The sequence below is a fragment of the Caloramator proteoclasticus DSM 10124 genome (assembly GCF_900129265.1).
Taxonomy (GTDB): domain Bacteria; phylum Bacillota; class Clostridia; order Clostridiales; family Caloramatoraceae; genus Thermobrachium; species Thermobrachium proteoclasticum.
The window spans coordinates 12,567-31,044 of the sequence record NZ_FQVG01000008.1 but is presented as its reverse complement, the minus strand read 5'-3'; the positions used below and the strand labels follow the sequence as shown (position 1 = coordinate 31,044).

Sequence of the window (18,478 nt, the reverse complement as noted above, 5' to 3'; positions counted from 1 at the left end):
ATTTATTGTAGTGTAATATCTCTTAAATCAATTTTGCCTGTAACAGCTTCAAATATTAATGATTGACGATATTCTTTTAGTTTTTGAATTTGTTGCTTAATATCATTAATAAGTGAATCTATTTCGGAAGTTTTTTTGTCAAGGAAATTAGCTATTTCTTCTTGTTCACATATTGGTGGAATTAGTAATCCTACCATTGATAAATTGTCATTCGATAATTCCATAAAAGTAGTTCCTTGACCTAAAGCATTCAAATAAAAATTAATACTGAATATCCAATAATAAAAATATTTAGGGTTAGCTTTCTTAATAGCAACAAGGCTTTTGCAACCTTGATTAGTACATAAATCTACACCAGCAATAGCAACATATCCTATAGGTGCTCTTGTAGAAATAATAATGCTTCCTCTTGATACTATCCTTGCTGAACAGTTGTACAATCCATCTTCAGTAATTTTTCGTTCCGAATTTTTTATATAAACCTCCGTCAATTTACTCAAATCATTAGGTGTTACCCAAACAATTTCTCCATTCCAGTAACTTTCTCTTGAACTATTTGGTGTTCCTCCATTAACAATTTTAAATATTCTTTTTAATGGTTTTACCTCCCAATGCTCTGGTATCTCCCCTATCCACTCTATTCCGCTATCCTTCATTTTTACATTTGGATTTAGTCCTTTCGTCACTGCTTCTGTTATTATTGCTTGTCTTTTTTCTTCAAGTAGTGATATTAATTTTTCTTTGTCTTGGATAAGGGAATCTATTTCGGAAGTTTTTTGGTCAAGATAATTTGCTATTTTAATTTGTTCATTAATTGGTGGATATACAACATATTCTTGAAAATAATAATTTGTATCTAAATTTTGTATTCCCGTTGTCTGTTTAATGGACCTCACATTTATTCTTTTTGAATATATCACCGAATGTAAATACTTAAAATAATTAGAATCCGCATATTTTTTATCTAATATCATCTTAGCCATAAAATTTGCATATATAGCCTTTTTATCAAGATTATATCTAACAACAAAACCTACTGGTTGTTTTTCACCTCCACCTGATTTTTCTATCAATAAATCCCCCTTGTTTAATAAATATTCCCTTTGTTTCTCTTTAGGAAAATTCCTAATTGTAAACTCTTTATCTTCAATTTCAAAATTATCTCGATTAAAGTCTGCTACTCTTATACAATATATGTCATTTTCATCGTTTTGTGGTTCATCACCCCATATGCCATTTTTTAAACTCACAATAGATTTTTTTAGTTTATCAATTTCCCATCCTTCTGGCACTTCCCCTATCCACTCTATTCCACTATCCTTATATTTCTCATACCTTTTATATCTCATATCTCCATCACCTTCTTTAGCTTCTCCTGTATAATCTTTTCAAGTTCTATTATTTCATTTCTTATTTCCTCTGAGCTTCTTAATGGTTCATACTTATAAAAATGTCTTGTAAAAGGTATTTCGTAGCCTATTTTTGTTTTATCTTCATCTATCCAAGCGTCAGAAACGTGAGGTTTAACTTCCCTTTCAAAATATTCATATATATCCTCTTTTAGTGGTACATTTTCTGTATCTCTCAAATCTGGGTCTGCCTCTGGATTTCCCTTAGAATCTACACATATATCTGCTGTTTCATCCTTTTCAGATAGAGCAGACAAAATTGCCTTTAAAATGTTTGCACTTAACTTTAATTGTTTTTCTTTAAACAATGTTTTTAATACATCAATAAATTCTTCTCTATTTTTATAAATTTTATCTGATTTTATAGAGTTTAAAGCATTTATTATATCGTTTTGCAACTTTTTACCTTCCTCTATTTCCTTGAGTCCAGCTTCTCCTTTTTTCTTTGATGTTGCTAAATTTTTAAATGCTGTTTCTTCATAAAGATTTTTAATTCTTTCTTCATCTACTTTAAAATTAAGTCTTAATGGTCTTTCTATAACTATCTTCTTATAACCAAAATCTTCATTATCAAATATTTTACAATACTTGTTTTCTTTAAAATCACCATATATTCTTACAATTTCTTCTATTTGCTCTTCTGTTATATAATTTCTCTTATTACCTAAACTCTTTTTCATCTTCTCATAAAAATCAACTGCATTTACTAATTGGATTTTTCCTTTGCGTTCAGGAAGTTTATTATTTGTTAATATCCAAATATATGTTGCAATTCCTGTGTTGTAAAATAAGTCTGTTGGGAGTGCTACAATTCCTTCTACTAAATCATTTTCAATTAGCCATCTTCTAATTTCACTTTCTCCCTGTCCTGCATCGCCTGTAAAAAGTGGTGAACCATTCATAATTATTGCAATTCTTGAGCCTTTAGGATTTTCATTTGTAACACGTTTCATTTTTGATACAAGGTGTTGCACGAATAAAAGTTGTCCATCTGATATTCTTGGTAGTCCTGCCCCAAATCTTCCATCAAAGCCTTTTTCTTCGTATTCCCTTCTTACTGCTTCTTCTGCTGGTTTCCACTCAACTCCATAAGGAGGGTTAGTAATCATATAATCAAATTTCATATCTTTAAATGCATCCTGTGATAAAGTGTTTCCAAGTGCAATATTATTTGGATTTTGCCCCTTTATAACCATATCTGCTTTACAAATAGCATAGGATTGTGGGTTAACTTCTTGTGCAAAAAATTCAAGTTTAGCAGTTGGATTAAGTTCTTTTAAATAGTCTTGAGCCACCAACCCCATTCCACCTGTTCCCGCACATGGGTCATATATTGTTTGAGTTATTCCTGGTTTAGTTAAAATCTCATCATCGTATATAAACAATAAATTAACCATTAATTTAATGACTTCTCTTGGAGTATAGTGGTCACCAGCCTCAGCATCTTCAAGAAATCTTCTAATTAACTCTTCAAATATTAGTCCCATTTCTGTATTAGAAACTACATCAGTGTGCAAATCAATTTCACTAAACTTCTTTACAACTAAGTATAAAAGATTATTTTTATCCATTTTTTCTATTTCTCTATAAAAATCAAAATGTTCTATTATATCTCTTGCATTTTTAGAAAATCCATTAATATAGTCCTTTAAATTGTCTGCAATATTATCAGGGTCTGAAAGAAGTTTATTAAAATCAAATTTGCTTGTATTACTAAAATTACAACCAGATTTTCTGTTTAGTATTTCATCTATAGCCTCTTGTGGAAGATTTTTTATCCTTTGATACTCTTCTAAAACCAATTCTTTTGTGTTGTCTAAAACACAGTCAAATCTTCTTAAAATACACATTGGCAATATTACATTTCTATATTCTTCTTTTCTATATGGGCCCCTTAGTATTTCAGCTATACTCCATATAAATTCGACCTTATCTTGGAAATTATACATTTCTATCACTCCTGTTTATAAATAATTTAGCCATTAGTAGTTTAATTTTTTTAATAAATATATTTTAACATACATAACCGTTGTTAAACAGTTATTGAACCGTTCAAATTTAATCAAAATTAACATTTTTTTGAAAACATAACTATAAAATAATACTAATCAAGTTTTGTGAGGGGGTAAAATGGTCAAAAGAAAGACTACCTTATCTGATTTTGATGATATTATAAAAATATCTGAAGTAAAAAGTAAACTTGAACAAGCATCAAGTGAAGAGAAACAATTAAATATTCTGGAGGAATATATTAAGTATGATAATAATTTGTCTAAAAATAAAAAGATTTTAAATAAGGTATATATAAATCACAATAAAGAAATAGAAATAGTTTATAAAAGGTTCTTTTAGCAATCCAATTGGTGGGGGGTTATGTCTAATCAAATAACTGTAATTCAAAATGAGTCAAATCTCAAAAGATTAAATGATTTATATACAGATGCTGTTCTTGATATTATCAAGTCAAGATTACCCTCAAATCCCAATGAAATAGAATACTTAATACAACTACTTAAAGCCTGTAGTAACTTGGAGGAACAACTGTGAAAACAGCAGCAATATATTCGAGAAAATCTAAGTACACAGGAAAAGGCGAATCAATCGAAAATCAAATCAACATTTGTAAAGACTATCTATCAAAACTTGGAATATACGATTATATAGTCTATGAGGATGAAGGTTATTCTGGTAAAAATGTCGATAGACCAGAATTTAAAAAACTTTTAGCTGATGCAAAGAAAAGAAAATTCCAATTTCTTATATGTTATAGATTAGATAGAGTTAGTAGAAATATAGCCGATTTTTCAAACCTTATAAATACACTTGAAAAGTATGAAATAAGCTTTATATCAGTATCCGAACAATTTGACACGTCAACCCCAATGGGTAGGGCAATGATGTACATCGCCAGCGTATTTGCACAGCTTGAAAGGGAAACTATTGCAGAGAGAATTAGAGATAATATGCTGGAGCTTGCTAAAAGTGGCAGATGGCTTGGGGGGCAAACCCCTACGGGATTTAAAAGTACCCCTATAGTTTATCTTGATAGCGAACTTAAAGAAAGAAAAATGTTTAAGCTTGAACCCATTGAAGAGGAATTACAGCTAATTAAACTTTTATACAGTAAATACCTTGAACTTAAATCACTTAGCCAAGTTGAAAAATATTGTTTACAAAATAATATAAAAACAAAAATGAATAAGGATTTTATAAAAAGTAAGATAAAGACTATTCTAACTAACCCTGTATACGTAAAAGCCACTAAGGAGGTGTTTGAATATCTTGAAAGTAAAGGAATTACTGTTGTAGGTGAACCTGATGGAATACATGGATTATATCTATATAACAAACGAAAGGGAAAGACTGATTATAAGGACATATCTAATTGGATTTGTTCAGTTGCAAAACACGAAGGAATAATTGAAGCAAAGGACTGGTTAGCAGTACAAAGAACACTTGAGAAAAACAAATCAATGGCTCCAAGGCTTGGAAAATCAAAGGTTGGTTTATTATCAGGGCTTGTTAAATGTAAAAAGTGTGGTACTACAATGAGAGTTACATACGGTGTATATAGCAAATCTCTTGGTAAGGCTCCACATTATTACACTTGTAGGCTTAAGGTCTCCTCTGGTAAGGTCAGATGTGATAATAAAAATGCAAAGGGAGATGATATTGAAAAGGCAGTTGTTGATGCAATAAGAAATCTATATTTGGATAAGGATAGGCTTATTGATGAACTCTCAAAGTATGTAAATGACATATCATCTCAAAATACAGAAAAGGAAATTCAAAAAATAAATGCAACCATAAGGCAAAATGAAGATGCAATAGGAAATCTTACAAACACCCTATCCTTTACACAGGATTCTAATACAGCAAAAATAATAATTCAAAAGATAGAAAACCTATCCTCTGAAAATGAAGTGCTTAAAAAGAAGCTAACAGAGTTAAAGGAGGCTGTTTTAATTGAAGAAGCAAGACAGGAAAAAATAAAGTTTCTTGCCAAATCTATAGAAATGTTTGATACCCTGTTTGAAACAAGCTCCTTTGAGGATAAAAGAAGGCTCCTTACAAATATCATTGATAAGGTGTATTGGGATGGAGATACCAACAGTATTGAAATAATATATAAATAGGCAGGTTAACCCTGCCTTAATCTTTGATATACTGAAGCAACTCCTCCACCAATTGATATACTGTTGTGGCTGGTTTCATTTTAGACGCTGGAACGTCTCCATGCATCTTTAGTAGTTTCTTTGCCCTATCTATTGCTTTATCTATAGAGCCGCATTCAGTTAATATATCAAATATATTCTTTATGTTCTTTTCATATTTGCCATATCCCAAATCTCTAAACTTTTGAGAAAGCTTCTTAATATACTCATCCCTATTTATGGCAGATTGTAAAAATTCAAAATGAAGTATAAACCAAAGTTCTATGGCTTCATTTGACCAAGCCACCTTGTACCCCTTACTTTTAGCCTGCTCAATGGCACTATTAAATTGGTTGTCTGTAAAATCATCCTTATCAAATACTACCCATACATTCCCATAATAAACAGGAGACCTGTTTACTATCTCTTCTACATATCTTACTAAATCATTGGTATTTCTTCCTGTGCCTTGTATATCTATTTCTATCTGCTGTTCTACTCTAATACTCTGTTTATATTTTGAGTTTATTTTATCCCTAAGTCCCATAAAATAATTTGGTTCAGTCTTTTCTCCTTCACATACAATAAGATATCTATATGGTGCTAATTTCCTGTTATTTTCCTTTCTCTCTTTTCTTTTTCCTTTTCTCTTTTTAAATATTTCTTCTCTATCACTTCCCATTTTAATCCTCCAATATGTTAAACTCTCTTAAAATAGGAATAGCACCATACCTTCCTGATAGATAATCTTTGTTATAGGTTGCATCGTTTCTTACTTTGCTATTATCATCAAGCCTATACTCAACTAAGGAGAACAGAGTTGAAACTCCTTCCTCATCCTTTTCTGTAAACCAAATCTCATCTCTTCTAAATACGTCCTTTGTTAAGGTTGATACATCGTGGGTTGTAAATATTAGCTGTGCATTTTTCTTATTAATCTCTGGGTCGTGGAACATATTAACAATATATCTTACAAGTAGAGGATGAAGTTTTGCATTTAATTCATCTATAAACAAAGGAGTCCCATTTTCCAATGATTTTAAGAAGAAATTAAACAAACAAAACATCTTTATTGTTCCGCTTGATTCCTCCTCAAATGGTATTTCAACCATTTCTCCAGTTTTAGTTGCGTGTTTAGCAAATATTCTATATTTATTCTTCTTGTCATCCTTTATTTCTTCCACTCTAATTCCTTTAATACCTGTATCTATTGCAATCAAAAACTCCTCAACTTTTTTCTTATAAACTTCATCTGTTATTATTTCATTAGATAGGTAGTTTGATATATAAGCCTCAAATATGCTATCTCCAAAATCAATTACAAAGCTATCTAAAAACCATTTAAATACAATCTTTGATACCTTAACATTTGTCTTTGCTGTTAAAGTTAAGAACAGTGTTTTATCATCTACGGATTCTATGAACTTTTCTGCATCCTTCATTTTAGCACCACAAACTATATCATTGCCTTCTCTTTGAAATAATGTTGTTGTATTCTTTCTTCTTATGTTCCTTGAATATAGCCATTCCTCGTGAATTCTTTTATTATCTACAGTAAATCCATATTGGTATTCCACATTATCTACTATGAAAAAAACCTCAAATAAAGAAGTCTCATTTTTATTATCATCAAATGCAAAGCTCTTTACAGGAATAATTTCATCTTTTTTAGTGATATCTTCATTTATCGCAAGGGAGTTTAATACAAAATATCTCATAAAATTAAATGCTTCAATTACATTTGATTTACCACTGGCATTTGCACCATATATGGTAGCAACTTTAAGAAATCTATCCTTTGATGTGTATTCAATAACATTGTATGGATGTTCCTTAATGCTTGTTGCAGTCATATCCAATGTGTTTTCATCTCTAAAGGATTTGAAGTTTTCAAAGTTAAATTGAACTAACATCTCCATCACCTACCTTTGCTTTAGGTTAATTATACAATATTTTATAACTAAATGCTATATTTTTGAGAAATTTTCTCATAAAATACCCTTTTATAAGTATAATCATTAAATATATAAAATATACCTTAAAATAAAATATATTTTTACATATCGCAATTTAGTATGGAGGTAATCTGCACGCCATACAAACATTCCACTATTCCAGAGAAAATTGCCCTTTTCTAAAAATGAAGTTGCTACATCTATGTTGGGTTTTTCTATAAATCTTTTGACTTTATATACACCATCCTGTGCCTGTTCCCCTACTTCTATATATCCATATCCTGATTCTGCCCTTGTTGGTGTTATTCCCATAGTTACTAAATAATCTCCATCCTGTGCCACTTCTATTGCCCTTTTTATTGTTTCTTCAAATTCCTCCTGTCCTATTATAAGATGGTCAGATGGTAAAACCACCATCGTTGCCTCAAAGTCCTTCTTTAAAAGCTTTACAGCCGCAAGTCCTATGCAGGAGGCTGTTTCCTTGTTTATTGGTTCTTTAAATATATTCTTTTCATCAAACTTTAAAATCTTTTTTATTATGCCAACATAATTTTGATTTGTAACAATAAATGTATTTTCCCTTGGAATAATAGTAGATATTCTATCTATAGTATTTTCAATCATTGTTTTTTGACCTATTATCCTTAAAAACTGTTTAGGCAGTCCCTTTCTAGATTTAGGCCAAAATCTAGAGCCAAGACCTCCAGACATAATAACTGCATAAATCATAAAACCACCCCACATATTTTTATAATATGCAGGGTGGTTACTATTTGTTACTTATTTTACTCCATGTTTTCCAAGCATTGCAGCACCTAATATTCCAGCGTCATTTTTGAACTTAGCAAGCTCAATTCTAGCTGCTGGAAGTGTTTTGAAAAATTTATTTTTTTCATATTCTTGGCGTACTAAATTTAACAAATATTCTCCAGCATTAGATACTCCTCCACCTAATGCTATAACCTCTGGGTCCATAAAGTTTACTATGTTAAATATTCCTATTACTAAGTACTTAACAAGTCTATCTACAGCCATTTTAGCAACCTTGTCGCCTTCCTTTGCACAGTCAAATATAATCTTTGCATTTATCTTTTCTAAATCTCCTTCAGCAAGTTCCAATATCTTTGTATCTGTATTTCCTTCCTTTATAAGCTTTTGAGCATATTTTATAATTGCTGTTGATGATGCAAATGTTTCAAAACATCCATTCTTTCCACAGTTGCAATCATAGAAGTTTTCACCTACAATCATGTGACCAACTTCTGAACCTACTCCATGTGCACCACTGTAGACTTCACCATTTAAAACTATTCCTCCACCTACACCTGTTCCAAGTGTAAGAAGTACTCCACTTTCACAACCCTTCATTGCACCAAATTCATATTCTGCAAGTCCTGCAACTGTTGCGTCATTGTCTATAAATACAGGAATATTTAGTTCTTCCTCCATCATCTTTCTTAAAGGTATATTTTCCCATCCTAAATTTACACAAAATATAACATTACCATCTTTATCTGCAAGTCCTGGAATACCTATACCTATTGCTTTTATTTCATTTTTTTCAACCTTTGATTCCTCAATGATTTCCTTAACTAATCTATTCATATCACTAATTACGTCCTTATATCCTCTTGAAGCAAGCGTTGGAGTTGATTTTGTATAAAGTATTTTTCCGCTTTCATCAACTAATCCAGCGGCTATGTTTGTCCCTCCTAAGTCTATACCTATATACATATTTATCCCCTTTCTTAATTTATTTAATATACATAGTAATTATATTATTTTTGAAAAATTTTTTAAAGAGATAAAATATAAAAAAAGTATGATAGTTGTTACTTTTTATTAATAATAAAGTAAAAAAGTCGCCCAATTAAAAATAGGCGACTTTTTTGTTTACCTTATAGGTTTTATAAACATCTGAGTCCAATAGCATTTTCCTGTTTTATCCTTTGCAAGTCCAACACCTATTTCAGTATAGGATGGACTTAAAATGTTACTTCTATGCCCTGGTGAGTTCATCCAAGCATTCATTACCTCCTGTGGGGTTCTCTGTCCCATAGCTATGTTTTCACCTGCTGCTGAAAACTTTATACCAAAGGATTCAATCATATCAAAGGGTGAACCATAGGTTGGTGAATAATGAGAAAAATAATTTTTGTTTATCATATCTTGGGACTTATACCTTGCAACCCTCGATAACTGCCAATTTTCCTTAAGTGCAGGGAGTCCTGCCTTTGCCCTTTCAATATTTACAAGCCTCACAACCTCACTCTCAATTGCCTTTGTTTCAATTACAGGGATTTTTATCTTCTGCCCTGGGTATATTAGAGCAGGATTTTTGATTTCAGGGTTTGCTGCAACTATTTCAGATATACCAACCTGATATTTTTGAGCAATCTTCCACATACTATCTCCAGGCTGTACAGTATAGTATGTGTCCTGTGCAAATGCTACTGAAAATATCATTAGAAAAATTAGTAGAGTTAGTAATGTTGTTTTCTTTTTCAAAGCAATCACCTCTACTAATTATTTTTTAGTAGAGGTGATTTTTTATTCCTTGTAATTTTTTACTTTTAAACATATTCTCTTTTTATTATATCCCCTTCTATACCAATTGTTATAACCTTTATTGGTATGTCAGAACCTGCTCTATCCCTTGCTGTTTTTGCTGCATACATCATTCCACTACAGCAGGGAACCTCCATCTTTAACACAGTAATGCTCTCAAGATTGTTTAATCTTATTATATCAGTTAACTTTTCTGTATAGTATTCTATATCATCAAGTTTTGGACAACCTACAACAACAGCCCTATCCTTTAAAAAGTCATTATGGTAGTTTCCATAGGCAAACGGAACACAGTCTGCTGTAATTAAAAGATCTGCTCCATTTAAATATGGAGCTGTTGGAGGAACAAGGCTTAATTGGACAGGCCATTGTCTTAATCTTGACGCTACCTTTACATCCTGTGATACATTATCCTCTCTTTTAATCTGTCTCATCATACTTCCAGGGCAGCCCCCTCCAATATGGTGAGAGTGATGATGAGGACTAATTGTTTGTTCAAGTTTAGTTTGGGATTTTAGATGTTCTTCTACTGCCTTTTCGTCAAATTCATCTGCTTCTCTTTCAATTATTGAAATCGCACCCTGTGGGCAATGTCCAAGACAAGCACCTAATCCATCACAGTAAATATCCTTTACAAGCTTTGCTTTACCGTCAACAATTTGCAGTGCTCCCTCTGCACAATTTGGAATACATAATCCACATCCGTTGCACTTTTCTTCATCTATATGCACAATCTTTCTTATTGCCATAATATCACCTCCGTTTAATTTCAATCTTATTATATCTTAAAAACTTTTAAATTAATGTGATATAAATCATATAATTGCAAAAAATATTGTTGGAGGTGTATGATATGCTAACTCAAAAGGAAGTAACTTATCTAAAGGAAAATCTTGATGCTGAATATCTTTGCATAAGAAAATACGAACAATATGCCGCTTTATCCACTGACGCTGATGTAAAGAATATGTTTACAACCCTTGCAGGATATGAACAGCAGCACGCCACAACCCTTAAAAATATACTAAATCAAAATGGTGTAAATTATACCAGCATCTATGAGAGCTATAACAAGCCATCCTCTGCACAAAACCAACAAAACCTCTCCTTCTCAGATGCACAGCTTATGAACGATTCACTATCTACAGAAAAACACGTTTCTTCAAACTACAACACAGCAATACTTGAAACTGTTGATACAAATATAAGAAAACAGCTTCAGCATATTCAGCAGGAGGAACAGGGACACGCAGAGACTATATTTAATATGATGAGGACTAAAGGATACTATAAAGTAGAATAAGCTGGCAATGCCAGCTTATTCTACTTTTATAATAAAAGTAACACTATTATACCAAGTATAATTCTGTAATACGCAAATGGTGCCAACTTCTTCTTCTTTATGTAGCTCATAAATGCTGCAATTACAATTAAGGCTACAATGAATGAAACAAAAGTTCCAACAAATAGAACCAACCATTCATAGGGTGTAAACATAAATCCTGCCTTAAATATCTTCAAAACTGAAGCACCTATTATAGTTGGAAGTGCTAAAAAGAAGGAAAACTCTGCTGCTGCCTCCCTTGATAGGCCTAAAAATAGTCCTCCTATTATTGTGGATGCAGACCTTGACATACCAGGCCAAAGAGCAAGACATTGAAATACCCCCACCATAAACGCATCCTTATAGGACATCCTATCTACACTATCTACCTTAACCCTCTTTAATCTTGCCTCTGCAAATAAAAGAAGTATTGCTCCAACTATCAGTGCAAGGGCTACTGTTTTTGGGTTAAAGAAATGCTCTTCTATATAATCATCAAATAAAAATCCTAATATAAGTGCAGGAATAAATCCTACTACAACCTTATACCATAAGTTAAATACCTTCTTCGATTGTATTTTATCATTAAGCTTTGGAAAAATTTTATCCTTATAATAAAATATAACGGCAAGTATAGCACCCACCTGTATTACAACATTAAATGCATTTGCAAAGTCTCCCGTAAAGCTTATAAATTTATTTGCAATTATGAGATGTCCTGTTGAGGATACAGGTAAAAATTCAGTAAGTCCCTCAATAATACCAAGAATTATAGCCTTTAAAATCAATTTAACGCCCCCTTTCCTTATTATAGCATACAACAATATAGATAATAATTCAATAAATTTGTTTTAAATCAATTTGATTTGTCTAATATTGTAACTTTATGTAATCGTTCGACAAATTGTAGAAATTTATATATACATATGATAAAATCTTGATTTGCTGGGGGGATAAAATAATGAGAAATAAAGTAGTTATTGGTATAAATTTGTTTATAACTTTTTTGATTTTAATAACCTTCTACTACCTTTCAAAATTAGATCCTATATTAATAGAACGTAGTACCTATGATTTCATTCATATTGGAATTGAATCTATCATTTCGATGATTTGCTTTACAATATTTTATATAGGATGGTATTCATTCCCTTATGAAAAAAGGCAAAAATATGTTATACCCTCTTCTATTTTTTTCTCTATAGCACTAATTAACATACTTCATATTTATTTTGCTATAGAAAGAAATAGCTGGGGCGTTAGCTTTATTTTTGCATATTTTACATATATTCTATTAGGAATAGCTGTTATTTTTCTCAATATTATACCCGATAGTCATATTGCAAAAAACAGAAAACATTTTGTATTTATTCCTTTAGTTCTTACAACATTTTCTATAATTTTTTATTTCTTGCTCAAAAATACTTCCTATAGCATACTTCTAAACTACACTAAAGAAAATTTTATGTTTTATAGGCTACTTGATTTTACTGTTTTTATTTTTTACTTTTTTGCATTAATGATTTCTTCTAAAAATTATATTATAAACCCAGATATACACAATATTAACTCACTAAATTCTATAATATTTGCATTAATTTCTAAATACACAATAACTTTTAATATATACCCAAATGATATTTTTTCTACATCTGCTCACTTTTTTAAATTTATATCCTTTTTGTTTTTAGTAAAAACCTTTATTATGAGTAATATAAAGAAGCCCTATGAAGAATTAAACGAAGCAAATAACATAAAAACAGACTTTTTGATAAATCTTTCCCACGAGCTTAGAACACCTGTAAATATAATTTTAAACGCCTCTAAATTAATATGCAAAAATCCTCAAGAATATGCTAAATATATATCATCAATTGAAAACAATGCATATAGGCTTAATAAAATATACGAAAACCTTATTATATACAATGAAATTGAAAATGGAAATATAGAAACAGAATATACAGAAGAAGATATAGTTTTTATTATAGATGAAATTATTGAAATGGCAGAAGATGTACTTGATAAAAAATCCCTTGATGTATCCTTTGAGTTTTCAAATAAAAGAAATTTTGTAACAGATAAGAGACTCTTTACTCAAATAGTTTTAAATTTAATATCAAACTCTATTAAATATGCAGATTACGGTGGAAATATTTGTATTAAACTTGATATAGCAGACTCATTAAAATTAACAATATTAAATGATGGCCATCCAATTAGTGAAGAAGAAAAGGATAAGATATTCGAAAAATTCTATAAGTCAAAAAATACAAAACTTCCTACAACAGAAGGATTAGGAATAGGGCTATATATCGCAAAGGAATTTTCTAAAATGTTAAATGGAGATATACATATTGTAAATAAAGATAATATGACCGGGTACACATTAATAATTAGAAATGCTAAAAATGTTAAAATACTGGATCAGTATAGAAAAGTTGAGTATTCAGAAAAATATTTTTCAGACATAATATAAGGTGGCTTATGCCACCTTATTGTACAGTTATAGCATTTACTGGGCAGCTATCTTCTGATTCCTTTGCGGCATCCTCTGAACCTGCTGGAACAGTTGATGTTATTACGTGAGCCTTACCATCATCTCCCATTTCAAATACATCTGGTGCAATGGATGGACACAATCCACAGCCTATACAAGCGTCCTTATCAACAACTGCCTTCATTTTAACATCCCTCCTCCCTTTTATTATTACCACATAATTTACTTTTTACCCTTTCTATCCTAAAATATACATAGGGATTTTATTTGTAAGGAGGATTTTATGAGCAGGCTTTCAACACCAGAAAAATTTTTTATAGGAAGAATACTATATGGTATTGAACAGACAGGAAACAAAATTGAACAGGAGGATATTGAATTATTACTTAGCCAAAGACTTGAAATAGGGGATGAATTTAAAGAAAAAATTAAAAATGCCCTTATTTTTTCCTACTGTGATGATATAGACAAATTTAAAAGAAAAATAGTAACCTTAGACCCAAGATCAATGTGGGATGAATCTTTAAAAAAGCTATATAAAGGACGCGAAACAGTTTTAAGGGATTTAGTTTTAGATTGGTATTCATCTTATTTTGATAAAAAAGAAAAGAGCCTTTTAGATAAACTAAAGAGCCTTTTTAGAAGATAAAAAATGTGGCACTTAATTAAAGTATAAGTGCCGCATTTTTTTATTCGTATCTTAATGCTTCAATCGGATCAAGCTTTGCTGCCTTGTTGGCTGGATATATACCAAAGAATATGCCAACAGCAGATGAAAATAGAAAGGCTATTAAAACAGTTGAAATAGATACTGTAGGTTCAATCTTCAAAAATACACCTATTGCATAGGCAAATAAAGTTCCAAGCATCATTCCTATTATTCCACCTATTAAAGATAAAATTAACGACTCAATCAAGAACTGAATGAGTATATCACGTCGTGTAGCACCAATTGCCTTTCTTATTCCTATCTCCCTTGTTCTTTCTGTTACTGAAACAAGCATTATATTCATAACGCCTATTCCACCAACAACTAAGGAGATTCCTGCAATTGCCCCTATTATCATTGTAAATATGTTTATTATATTATTAACCTGATCAATCTGCTTAACCATATTTTCAGCCTTGTATTTTCCTTTGTTAAAGTGTCTTGATTCAACTAATTTTATAATGTTGTTTGCTACAGTCTCTGAGTTTTTAGAATCCGATACCAAAACCTGCATTTGTGTTATGTTAAATTCATTAGGGATCAATTTTTGCATAAAACTTATTGGGACATATGCAATTACAGGCATATTACCACCAAAGGCTGCTGCAAAGGCCCCTCCTTCATTTTTATAAACCCCAACTATTACAGCATTTATTAAATTATCTCTACTTCCAAGCCTAACAGTTTTTCCAACGCAATCCTCATATCCAAATATATTTTTAGCACTTACATTATCAATTACAACAACATTTCTTCCAAGTAGAGTATCCCTTTCATTTATAAACCTACCATAGAGTATATCTACTGTAAATATAGATGAATAGTCGTTTGTCGTTCCCATAAGTATAGCCCTCTTTGTTGCCTTTTCAAACTTTGCAGTTACAGGCCTTTGAACAAGAGGGGCAACATTTTTAACTTCATCTATTTTATTCTTTATCTCCATTACGTCATCTAAAGTAAAGTAGTCTTTAGTAGAAAGCTGAGTGTTATTATCAACCTTAACCTCAAGAACATTTACCCCTATATCTTCAAATTCTGATGTTATCTTCTTCTGTCCACCCTTACCTATTGCAACAATTGTAATTACCGATGAAATGCCTATTATTATACCAAGCATTGTAAGAAACGACCTCATTTTATTTGCAAGTACACTTTCTATTGCAACCTTTAGGCTCTCTAAAATGTTCATATTTTCACCTACCTATAGTACGTTCTATTTTCAACCTGTTTATCATTTAAAATCAAGCCATCTTTAATCCTTACTATCCTTTTTGTATGGTTTGCAATATCATTTTCGTGGGTAACCATTACGATAGTAGAGCCTTCTTCGTTTAAGTTTTGAAATATCTTCATTATTTCTTCACTTGACTTAGAATCTAAATTCCCTGTTGGTTCATCTGCCATAAGTACAGAAGGGTTTGTAACTATTGCCCTTGCAATTGCGACCCTCTGCCTTTGCCCACCTGATAGTTCATTTGGTTTGTGATGCATTCTGTCCGATAAACCTACCCTATCTAATGCTTCCATAGCCCTCCTTCTTCTTTCTGAAAGCTTAACTCCTGCATATATTAAAGGCAGTTCAACATTTTCAAGGGCAGATAACCTTGGCAAAAGATTAAAGGCTTGAAAAACAAATCCTATTTCTCTGTTTCTTATCTTTGCAAGTTCATTGTCATTTAATTTTGAAACGTCGCTACCATTTAGTACATATTTACCAGCACTTGGTCTATCTAAGCACCCTAATATATTCATTAAAGTTGATTTTCCTGAACCTGATGGCCCCATTATTGCAACATACTCTCCCTTGTCTATTCTCAAATTTACCCCCTTTAATACTTCTATGTCTTCAGATAAAAGTTTGTAGGATTTTCTAAGTTCAACAATCTCTATCATCTTTTCACATCCTTATCCATAACCTTTACTCCATCCTTTAATGTTGCTGGAGGATTTAAAATTACCCTGTCTCCTTCCTTTAATCCACTTATAACCTCAGCCTCAAAATCATTTTGAAGTCCTATCTTGATATCCACATTTTTAGCAATTCCATTCTCTACTACAAAGACTCTTACCCTATTTTCCTTATCTTGAATTAGTGCTTCATTTGGTATCTTTAACACACCCTTTTTTTCAGAAATTTTTATCTCAACATCAACATCAAAGTTTGGTTTTATTGCATCTGTAGTATCTATTAAGTCAACGTAGGCCTTTACAATAGTATCGCTTCCTGAGGCAGACATTGTCTTTGTTGCTGATTTACTAATTGATGCAACCCTTCCCTTAAGTGTATTTTCAAGGAATTTTACATAGGCCTCTTGACCTTCTTTAATCTTGTTTACATCATATTGATTTATGTTTACTAATACTCTTAAATTGCTTAAATCTTCAACTATTAGTGCTGGAAGTTGCATAGGTGCAGGTGCTCCTTCTTTTACATTTATTTGAGTTACAATACCGTCATAATCCGCCCTTATGTATTTTTGCTGTTTTGATATTGTCTGCTTTATATTTTCAACATTTATTTTAGCCATCTCAACTTGATTTTCCTGTAGCTTAATTTGATCGTCTATTGATAAGGATTGAGATTGTGGCAATGTAACTGTTGCATTTGCCTTTTGTTTTTTTAAATTTTCAAGCTGAATTTTTGCATTTTCATATTGAAGCTGTGCAGTTTTCAACTGATTAGACATATCCTGAACTTCAAACTCGACAAGTATATCTCCCTTTTTAACCTTGTCAGATTCCTTTACATATACCTTAAGTACTTTACCAGTATTTAGTGCATAATATTCCTTCTTGTTTTTAGATTCAACCACTCCACTACTTGAAAAACTTGCAACAATATCCCCTACTTCTGCCTTTGCTGTCTTAACCTCAATTGGTTTTTGTGCTCCCTTTTTTAGAGCAAAAATAGAGAGTACAAAAACTGCAATAACAATTAGTGTTATAAATAACCCCTTCTTCTTCATAGCTCACTTCTCTCCTTTACAATATCATTTAATTTTGTTAACCCGTTTAAAATACAGTTTAAATCCTCATCAGATATATCCTTTAAAATGTCCTGTAGAATTTTTAAATTTTTATCTTCAAACTCCTTTTTATATGAAAATGCCTTTTCTGTTGCATATATAAAAACCCTTCTTTTATCAACAGTATCCCTCTCTCTTTTAACCAATCCCTCCTTCTCAAGCCTATCTACAGCCTCAGACACCGTACTATTGGCAAGACCAATCCCTATACTGAGCTCCTTTAATGTTTTCTTCTCACCATTTATAAGTTGTATCATTATATAAATGTCTGTAGGATTAAACCTTAAACACCCAAGCCTGCAATCAATTCTTTTGTTTATAGCCCTGTTTATATTTCTAAATAGTTCAAATATCATTATTATCTTTTTGTTTGTCATCTAATCATCCCTTCAAGTTAAAATATTTCGCTTACGAAATATTTTAACATTATTATACTATATTTACAATATTAATTATTACTTAAAAGGCCCAATGAAGAATACCTTTAAATCCTTCATTGGGCAAACCTACAATAAGTTCTTTAAACTTCCAGATTGTTGACAAACCTACTTGTTAGCTAAAGTATGAAAAAGCCCCATGAATGGATTTCAATGGGCTCTTTCGTGAGCTTTAGCAATTCTTAGCTTTTCGACTTTGGAAAAGTCCGTAATTCGGCACAGGACGTGCCGAGCCGAGCGGCCATCAGGACGATGGCATCGCGAGGGTAGGACTTTTTCAAACAAAGAAAGGCTTAGAATTGCTTAGCGAAATGAATCGATGCCCAAGAAATCCTTTATGGGGCTAATCAATATATAACTTTTTCAACAGCCTGTAACTTCTTCAAACTTCCTAAT

20 protein-coding genes are annotated in these 18,478 nt (G+C 31.4%); 6 read left to right on the top strand and 14 right to left on the bottom strand.

The window, feature by feature from the left end; all coding sequences use genetic code 11:
* Nucleotides 1-2 precede the first annotated feature (2 nt).
* Together BUB63_RS03395 and BUB63_RS03390 are read right to left on the bottom strand one after the other, a co-directional pair.
* The gene (locus BUB63_RS03395) at nucleotides 3-1,349 is read right to left on the bottom strand and encodes a restriction endonuclease subunit S (protein WP_073247944.1); all 1,347 of its coding nucleotides are present in this window, start codon (nucleotides 1,347-1,349) and stop codon (nucleotides 3-5) included.
* On the bottom strand, nucleotides 1,346-3,358 hold the full coding sequence (locus BUB63_RS03390; RefSeq protein ID WP_073247943.1) for a type I restriction-modification system subunit M: 2,013 nt from the start codon (nucleotides 3,356-3,358) through the stop codon (nucleotides 1,346-1,348). Before BUB63_RS03390 ends, BUB63_RS03395 begins: the two co-directional genes overlap by 4 nt.
* A gap of 181 nt (nucleotides 3,359-3,539) precedes the next feature.
* Here BUB63_RS03390 and BUB63_RS03385 point away from each other — a divergent pair, with 181 nt between their 5' ends.
* The 3 genes from BUB63_RS03385 to BUB63_RS03380 are packed head-to-tail and all read left to right on the top strand — an operon-like array spanning nucleotide 3,540 to nucleotide 5,545.
* Nucleotides 3,540-3,761 carry a hypothetical protein gene (locus BUB63_RS03385; protein ID WP_027309456.1) on the top strand — a complete coding sequence of 74 codons (222 nt, stop codon included), beginning with the start codon at nucleotides 3,540-3,542 and terminating at the stop codon, nucleotides 3,759-3,761.
* Nucleotides 3,762-3,782: 21 nt separating this feature from the next.
* Nucleotides 3,783-3,956 (top strand): hypothetical protein, encoded by a 174-nt coding sequence (locus BUB63_RS13565; protein WP_159431449.1) that lies wholly within the window; start codon nucleotides 3,783-3,785, stop codon nucleotides 3,954-3,956.
* Nucleotides 3,953-5,545 carry a recombinase family protein gene (locus tag BUB63_RS03380; protein ID WP_073247942.1) on the top strand — a complete coding sequence of 531 codons (1,593 nt, stop codon included), beginning with the start codon at nucleotides 3,953-3,955 and terminating at the stop codon, nucleotides 5,543-5,545. Before BUB63_RS13565 ends, BUB63_RS03380 begins: the two co-directional genes overlap by 4 nt.
* A gap of 16 nt (nucleotides 5,546-5,561) precedes the next feature.
* On the opposite strand, the gene BUB63_RS03375 is transcribed toward BUB63_RS03380, so the two are convergent.
* From BUB63_RS03375 to BUB63_RS03350, 6 genes are all read right to left on the bottom strand, one after another.
* Nucleotides 5,562-6,245 carry an RloB family protein gene (locus BUB63_RS03375; protein ID WP_073247941.1) on the bottom strand — a complete coding sequence of 228 codons (684 nt, stop codon included), beginning with the start codon at nucleotides 6,243-6,245 and terminating at the stop codon, nucleotides 5,562-5,564.
* Nucleotide 6,246: 1 nt separating this feature from the next.
* Nucleotides 6,247-7,482: an AAA family ATPase gene (locus tag BUB63_RS03370; protein ID WP_242947338.1), complete on the bottom strand. Its 1,236-nt coding sequence runs from the start codon at nucleotides 7,480-7,482 to the stop codon at nucleotides 6,247-6,249.
* A gap of 99 nt (nucleotides 7,483-7,581) precedes the next feature.
* Nucleotides 7,582-8,247 (bottom strand): mannose-1-phosphate guanylyltransferase, encoded by a 666-nt coding sequence (locus tag BUB63_RS03365; protein ID WP_073247939.1) that lies wholly within the window; start codon nucleotides 8,245-8,247, stop codon nucleotides 7,582-7,584.
* A 51-nt stretch (nucleotides 8,248-8,298) separates the two neighbouring features.
* On the bottom strand, nucleotides 8,299-9,252 hold the full coding sequence (locus BUB63_RS03360; RefSeq protein ID WP_073247938.1) for an ROK family protein: 954 nt from the start codon (nucleotides 9,250-9,252) through the stop codon (nucleotides 8,299-8,301).
* Nucleotides 9,253-9,411: 159 nt separating this feature from the next.
* Nucleotides 9,412-9,984, bottom strand: a complete 573-nt coding sequence (gene safA / locus BUB63_RS03355; RefSeq protein WP_423230478.1) for a SafA/ExsA family spore coat assembly protein — start codon at nucleotides 9,982-9,984, stop codon at nucleotides 9,412-9,414.
* A 107-nt stretch (nucleotides 9,985-10,091) separates the two neighbouring features.
* Nucleotides 10,092-10,835: an ATP-binding protein gene (locus tag BUB63_RS03350; RefSeq protein ID WP_027309462.1), complete on the bottom strand. Its 744-nt coding sequence runs from the start codon at nucleotides 10,833-10,835 to the stop codon at nucleotides 10,092-10,094.
* Nucleotides 10,836-10,939: 104 nt separating this feature from the next.
* Between BUB63_RS03350 and BUB63_RS03345 the strand changes: the two genes are divergently transcribed.
* A complete protein-coding gene (locus BUB63_RS03345) occupies nucleotides 10,940-11,389 on the top strand; it encodes a DUF3231 family protein (RefSeq protein WP_027309463.1) in 450 nt (149 codons plus the stop codon).
* 26 nt (nucleotides 11,390-11,415) lie between these two features.
* Here BUB63_RS03345 and BUB63_RS03340 read toward each other — a convergent pair whose 3' ends face one another.
* On the bottom strand, nucleotides 11,416-12,198 hold the full coding sequence (locus BUB63_RS03340) for an undecaprenyl-diphosphate phosphatase (protein ID WP_084106470.1): 783 nt from the start codon (nucleotides 12,196-12,198) through the stop codon (nucleotides 11,416-11,418).
* A 173-nt stretch (nucleotides 12,199-12,371) separates the two neighbouring features.
* Here BUB63_RS03340 and BUB63_RS03335 point away from each other — a divergent pair, with 173 nt between their 5' ends.
* Nucleotides 12,372-13,889, top strand: a complete 1,518-nt coding sequence (locus BUB63_RS03335) for a sensor histidine kinase (RefSeq protein WP_073247936.1) — start codon at nucleotides 12,372-12,374, stop codon at nucleotides 13,887-13,889.
* Between the two features lie 16 nt (nucleotides 13,890-13,905).
* Here the strand turns inward: BUB63_RS03335 and BUB63_RS03330 are convergent, their stop codons facing one another.
* Nucleotides 13,906-14,094 carry a ferredoxin gene (locus BUB63_RS03330; protein ID WP_027309466.1) on the bottom strand — a complete coding sequence of 63 codons (189 nt, stop codon included), beginning with the start codon at nucleotides 14,092-14,094 and terminating at the stop codon, nucleotides 13,906-13,908.
* A gap of 99 nt (nucleotides 14,095-14,193) precedes the next feature.
* Here BUB63_RS03330 and BUB63_RS03325 point away from each other — a divergent pair, with 99 nt between their 5' ends.
* Nucleotides 14,194-14,559: a hypothetical protein gene (locus BUB63_RS03325; RefSeq protein WP_073247935.1), complete on the top strand. Its 366-nt coding sequence runs from the start codon at nucleotides 14,194-14,196 to the stop codon at nucleotides 14,557-14,559.
* Between the two features lie 40 nt (nucleotides 14,560-14,599).
* Here the strand turns inward: BUB63_RS03325 and BUB63_RS03320 are convergent, their stop codons facing one another.
* The 4 genes from BUB63_RS03320 to BUB63_RS03305 are packed head-to-tail and all read right to left on the bottom strand — an operon-like array spanning nucleotide 14,600 to nucleotide 18,022.
* Entirely contained in the window at nucleotides 14,600-15,808 is a 1,209-nt protein-coding gene (locus BUB63_RS03320; protein ID WP_073247934.1) for an ABC transporter permease, read from the bottom strand.
* Nucleotides 15,809-15,816: 8 nt separating this feature from the next.
* Nucleotides 15,817-16,512: an ABC transporter ATP-binding protein gene (locus tag BUB63_RS03315; RefSeq protein WP_027309469.1), complete on the bottom strand. Its 696-nt coding sequence runs from the start codon at nucleotides 16,510-16,512 to the stop codon at nucleotides 15,817-15,819.
* A complete protein-coding gene (locus BUB63_RS03310; protein WP_027309470.1) occupies nucleotides 16,509-17,585 on the bottom strand; it encodes an efflux RND transporter periplasmic adaptor subunit in 1,077 nt (358 codons plus the stop codon). The genes BUB63_RS03315 and BUB63_RS03310 overlap by 4 nt, the downstream gene beginning before the upstream one ends.
* Entirely contained in the window at nucleotides 17,582-18,022 is a 441-nt protein-coding gene (locus BUB63_RS03305; protein ID WP_073247933.1) for a MarR family winged helix-turn-helix transcriptional regulator, read from the bottom strand. Before BUB63_RS03305 ends, BUB63_RS03310 begins: the two co-directional genes overlap by 4 nt.
* Nucleotides 18,023-18,478: the final 456 nt, after the last annotated feature.

Bases quoted from the DNA above. Each gene is read 5' to 3' on its own strand.
- BUB63_RS03395 (WP_073247944.1), bottom strand. From the start codon at position 1,349: ATGAGATATAAAAGGTATGAGAAATATAAGGATAGTGGAATAGAGTGG.
- BUB63_RS03390 (WP_073247943.1), bottom strand. From the start codon at position 3,358: ATGTATAATTTCCAAGATAAGGTCGAATTTATATGGAGTATAGCTGAA.
- BUB63_RS03385 (WP_027309456.1), top strand. From the start codon at position 3,540: ATGGTCAAAAGAAAGACTACCTTATCTGATTTTGATGATATTATAAAA.
- BUB63_RS13565 (WP_159431449.1), top strand. From the start codon at position 3,783: ATGTCTAATCAAATAACTGTAATTCAAAATGAGTCAAATCTCAAAAGA.
- BUB63_RS03375 (WP_073247941.1), bottom strand. From the start codon at position 6,245: ATGGGAAGTGATAGAGAAGAAATATTTAAAAAGAGAAAAGGAAAAAGA.
- BUB63_RS03370 (WP_242947338.1), bottom strand. From the start codon at position 7,482: ATGGAGATGTTAGTTCAATTTAACTTTGAAAACTTCAAATCCTTTAGA.
- BUB63_RS03365 (WP_073247939.1), bottom strand. From the start codon at position 8,247: ATGATTTATGCAGTTATTATGTCTGGAGGTCTTGGCTCTAGATTTTGG.
- BUB63_RS03360 (WP_073247938.1), bottom strand. From the start codon at position 9,252: ATGTATATAGGTATAGACTTAGGAGGGACAAACATAGCCGCTGGATTA.
- safA (WP_423230478.1), bottom strand. From the start codon at position 9,984: ATGATATTTTCAGTAGCATTTGCACAGGACACATACTATACTGTACAG.
- BUB63_RS03350 (WP_027309462.1), bottom strand. From the start codon at position 10,835: ATGGCAATAAGAAAGATTGTGCATATAGATGAAGAAAAGTGCAACGGA.
- BUB63_RS03345 (WP_027309463.1), top strand. From the start codon at position 10,940: ATGCTAACTCAAAAGGAAGTAACTTATCTAAAGGAAAATCTTGATGCT.
- BUB63_RS03335 (WP_073247936.1), top strand. From the start codon at position 12,372: ATGAGAAATAAAGTAGTTATTGGTATAAATTTGTTTATAACTTTTTTG.
- BUB63_RS03330 (WP_027309466.1), bottom strand. From the start codon at position 14,094: ATGAAGGCAGTTGTTGATAAGGACGCTTGTATAGGCTGTGGATTGTGT.
- BUB63_RS03325 (WP_073247935.1), top strand. From the start codon at position 14,194: ATGAGCAGGCTTTCAACACCAGAAAAATTTTTTATAGGAAGAATACTA.
- BUB63_RS03320 (WP_073247934.1), bottom strand. From the start codon at position 15,808: ATGAACATTTTAGAGAGCCTAAAGGTTGCAATAGAAAGTGTACTTGCA.
- BUB63_RS03315 (WP_027309469.1), bottom strand. From the start codon at position 16,512: ATGATAGAGATTGTTGAACTTAGAAAATCCTACAAACTTTTATCTGAA.
- BUB63_RS03310 (WP_027309470.1), bottom strand. From the start codon at position 17,585: ATGAAGAAGAAGGGGTTATTTATAACACTAATTGTTATTGCAGTTTTT.
- BUB63_RS03305 (WP_073247933.1), bottom strand. From the start codon at position 18,022: ATGACAAACAAAAAGATAATAATGATATTTGAACTATTTAGAAATATA.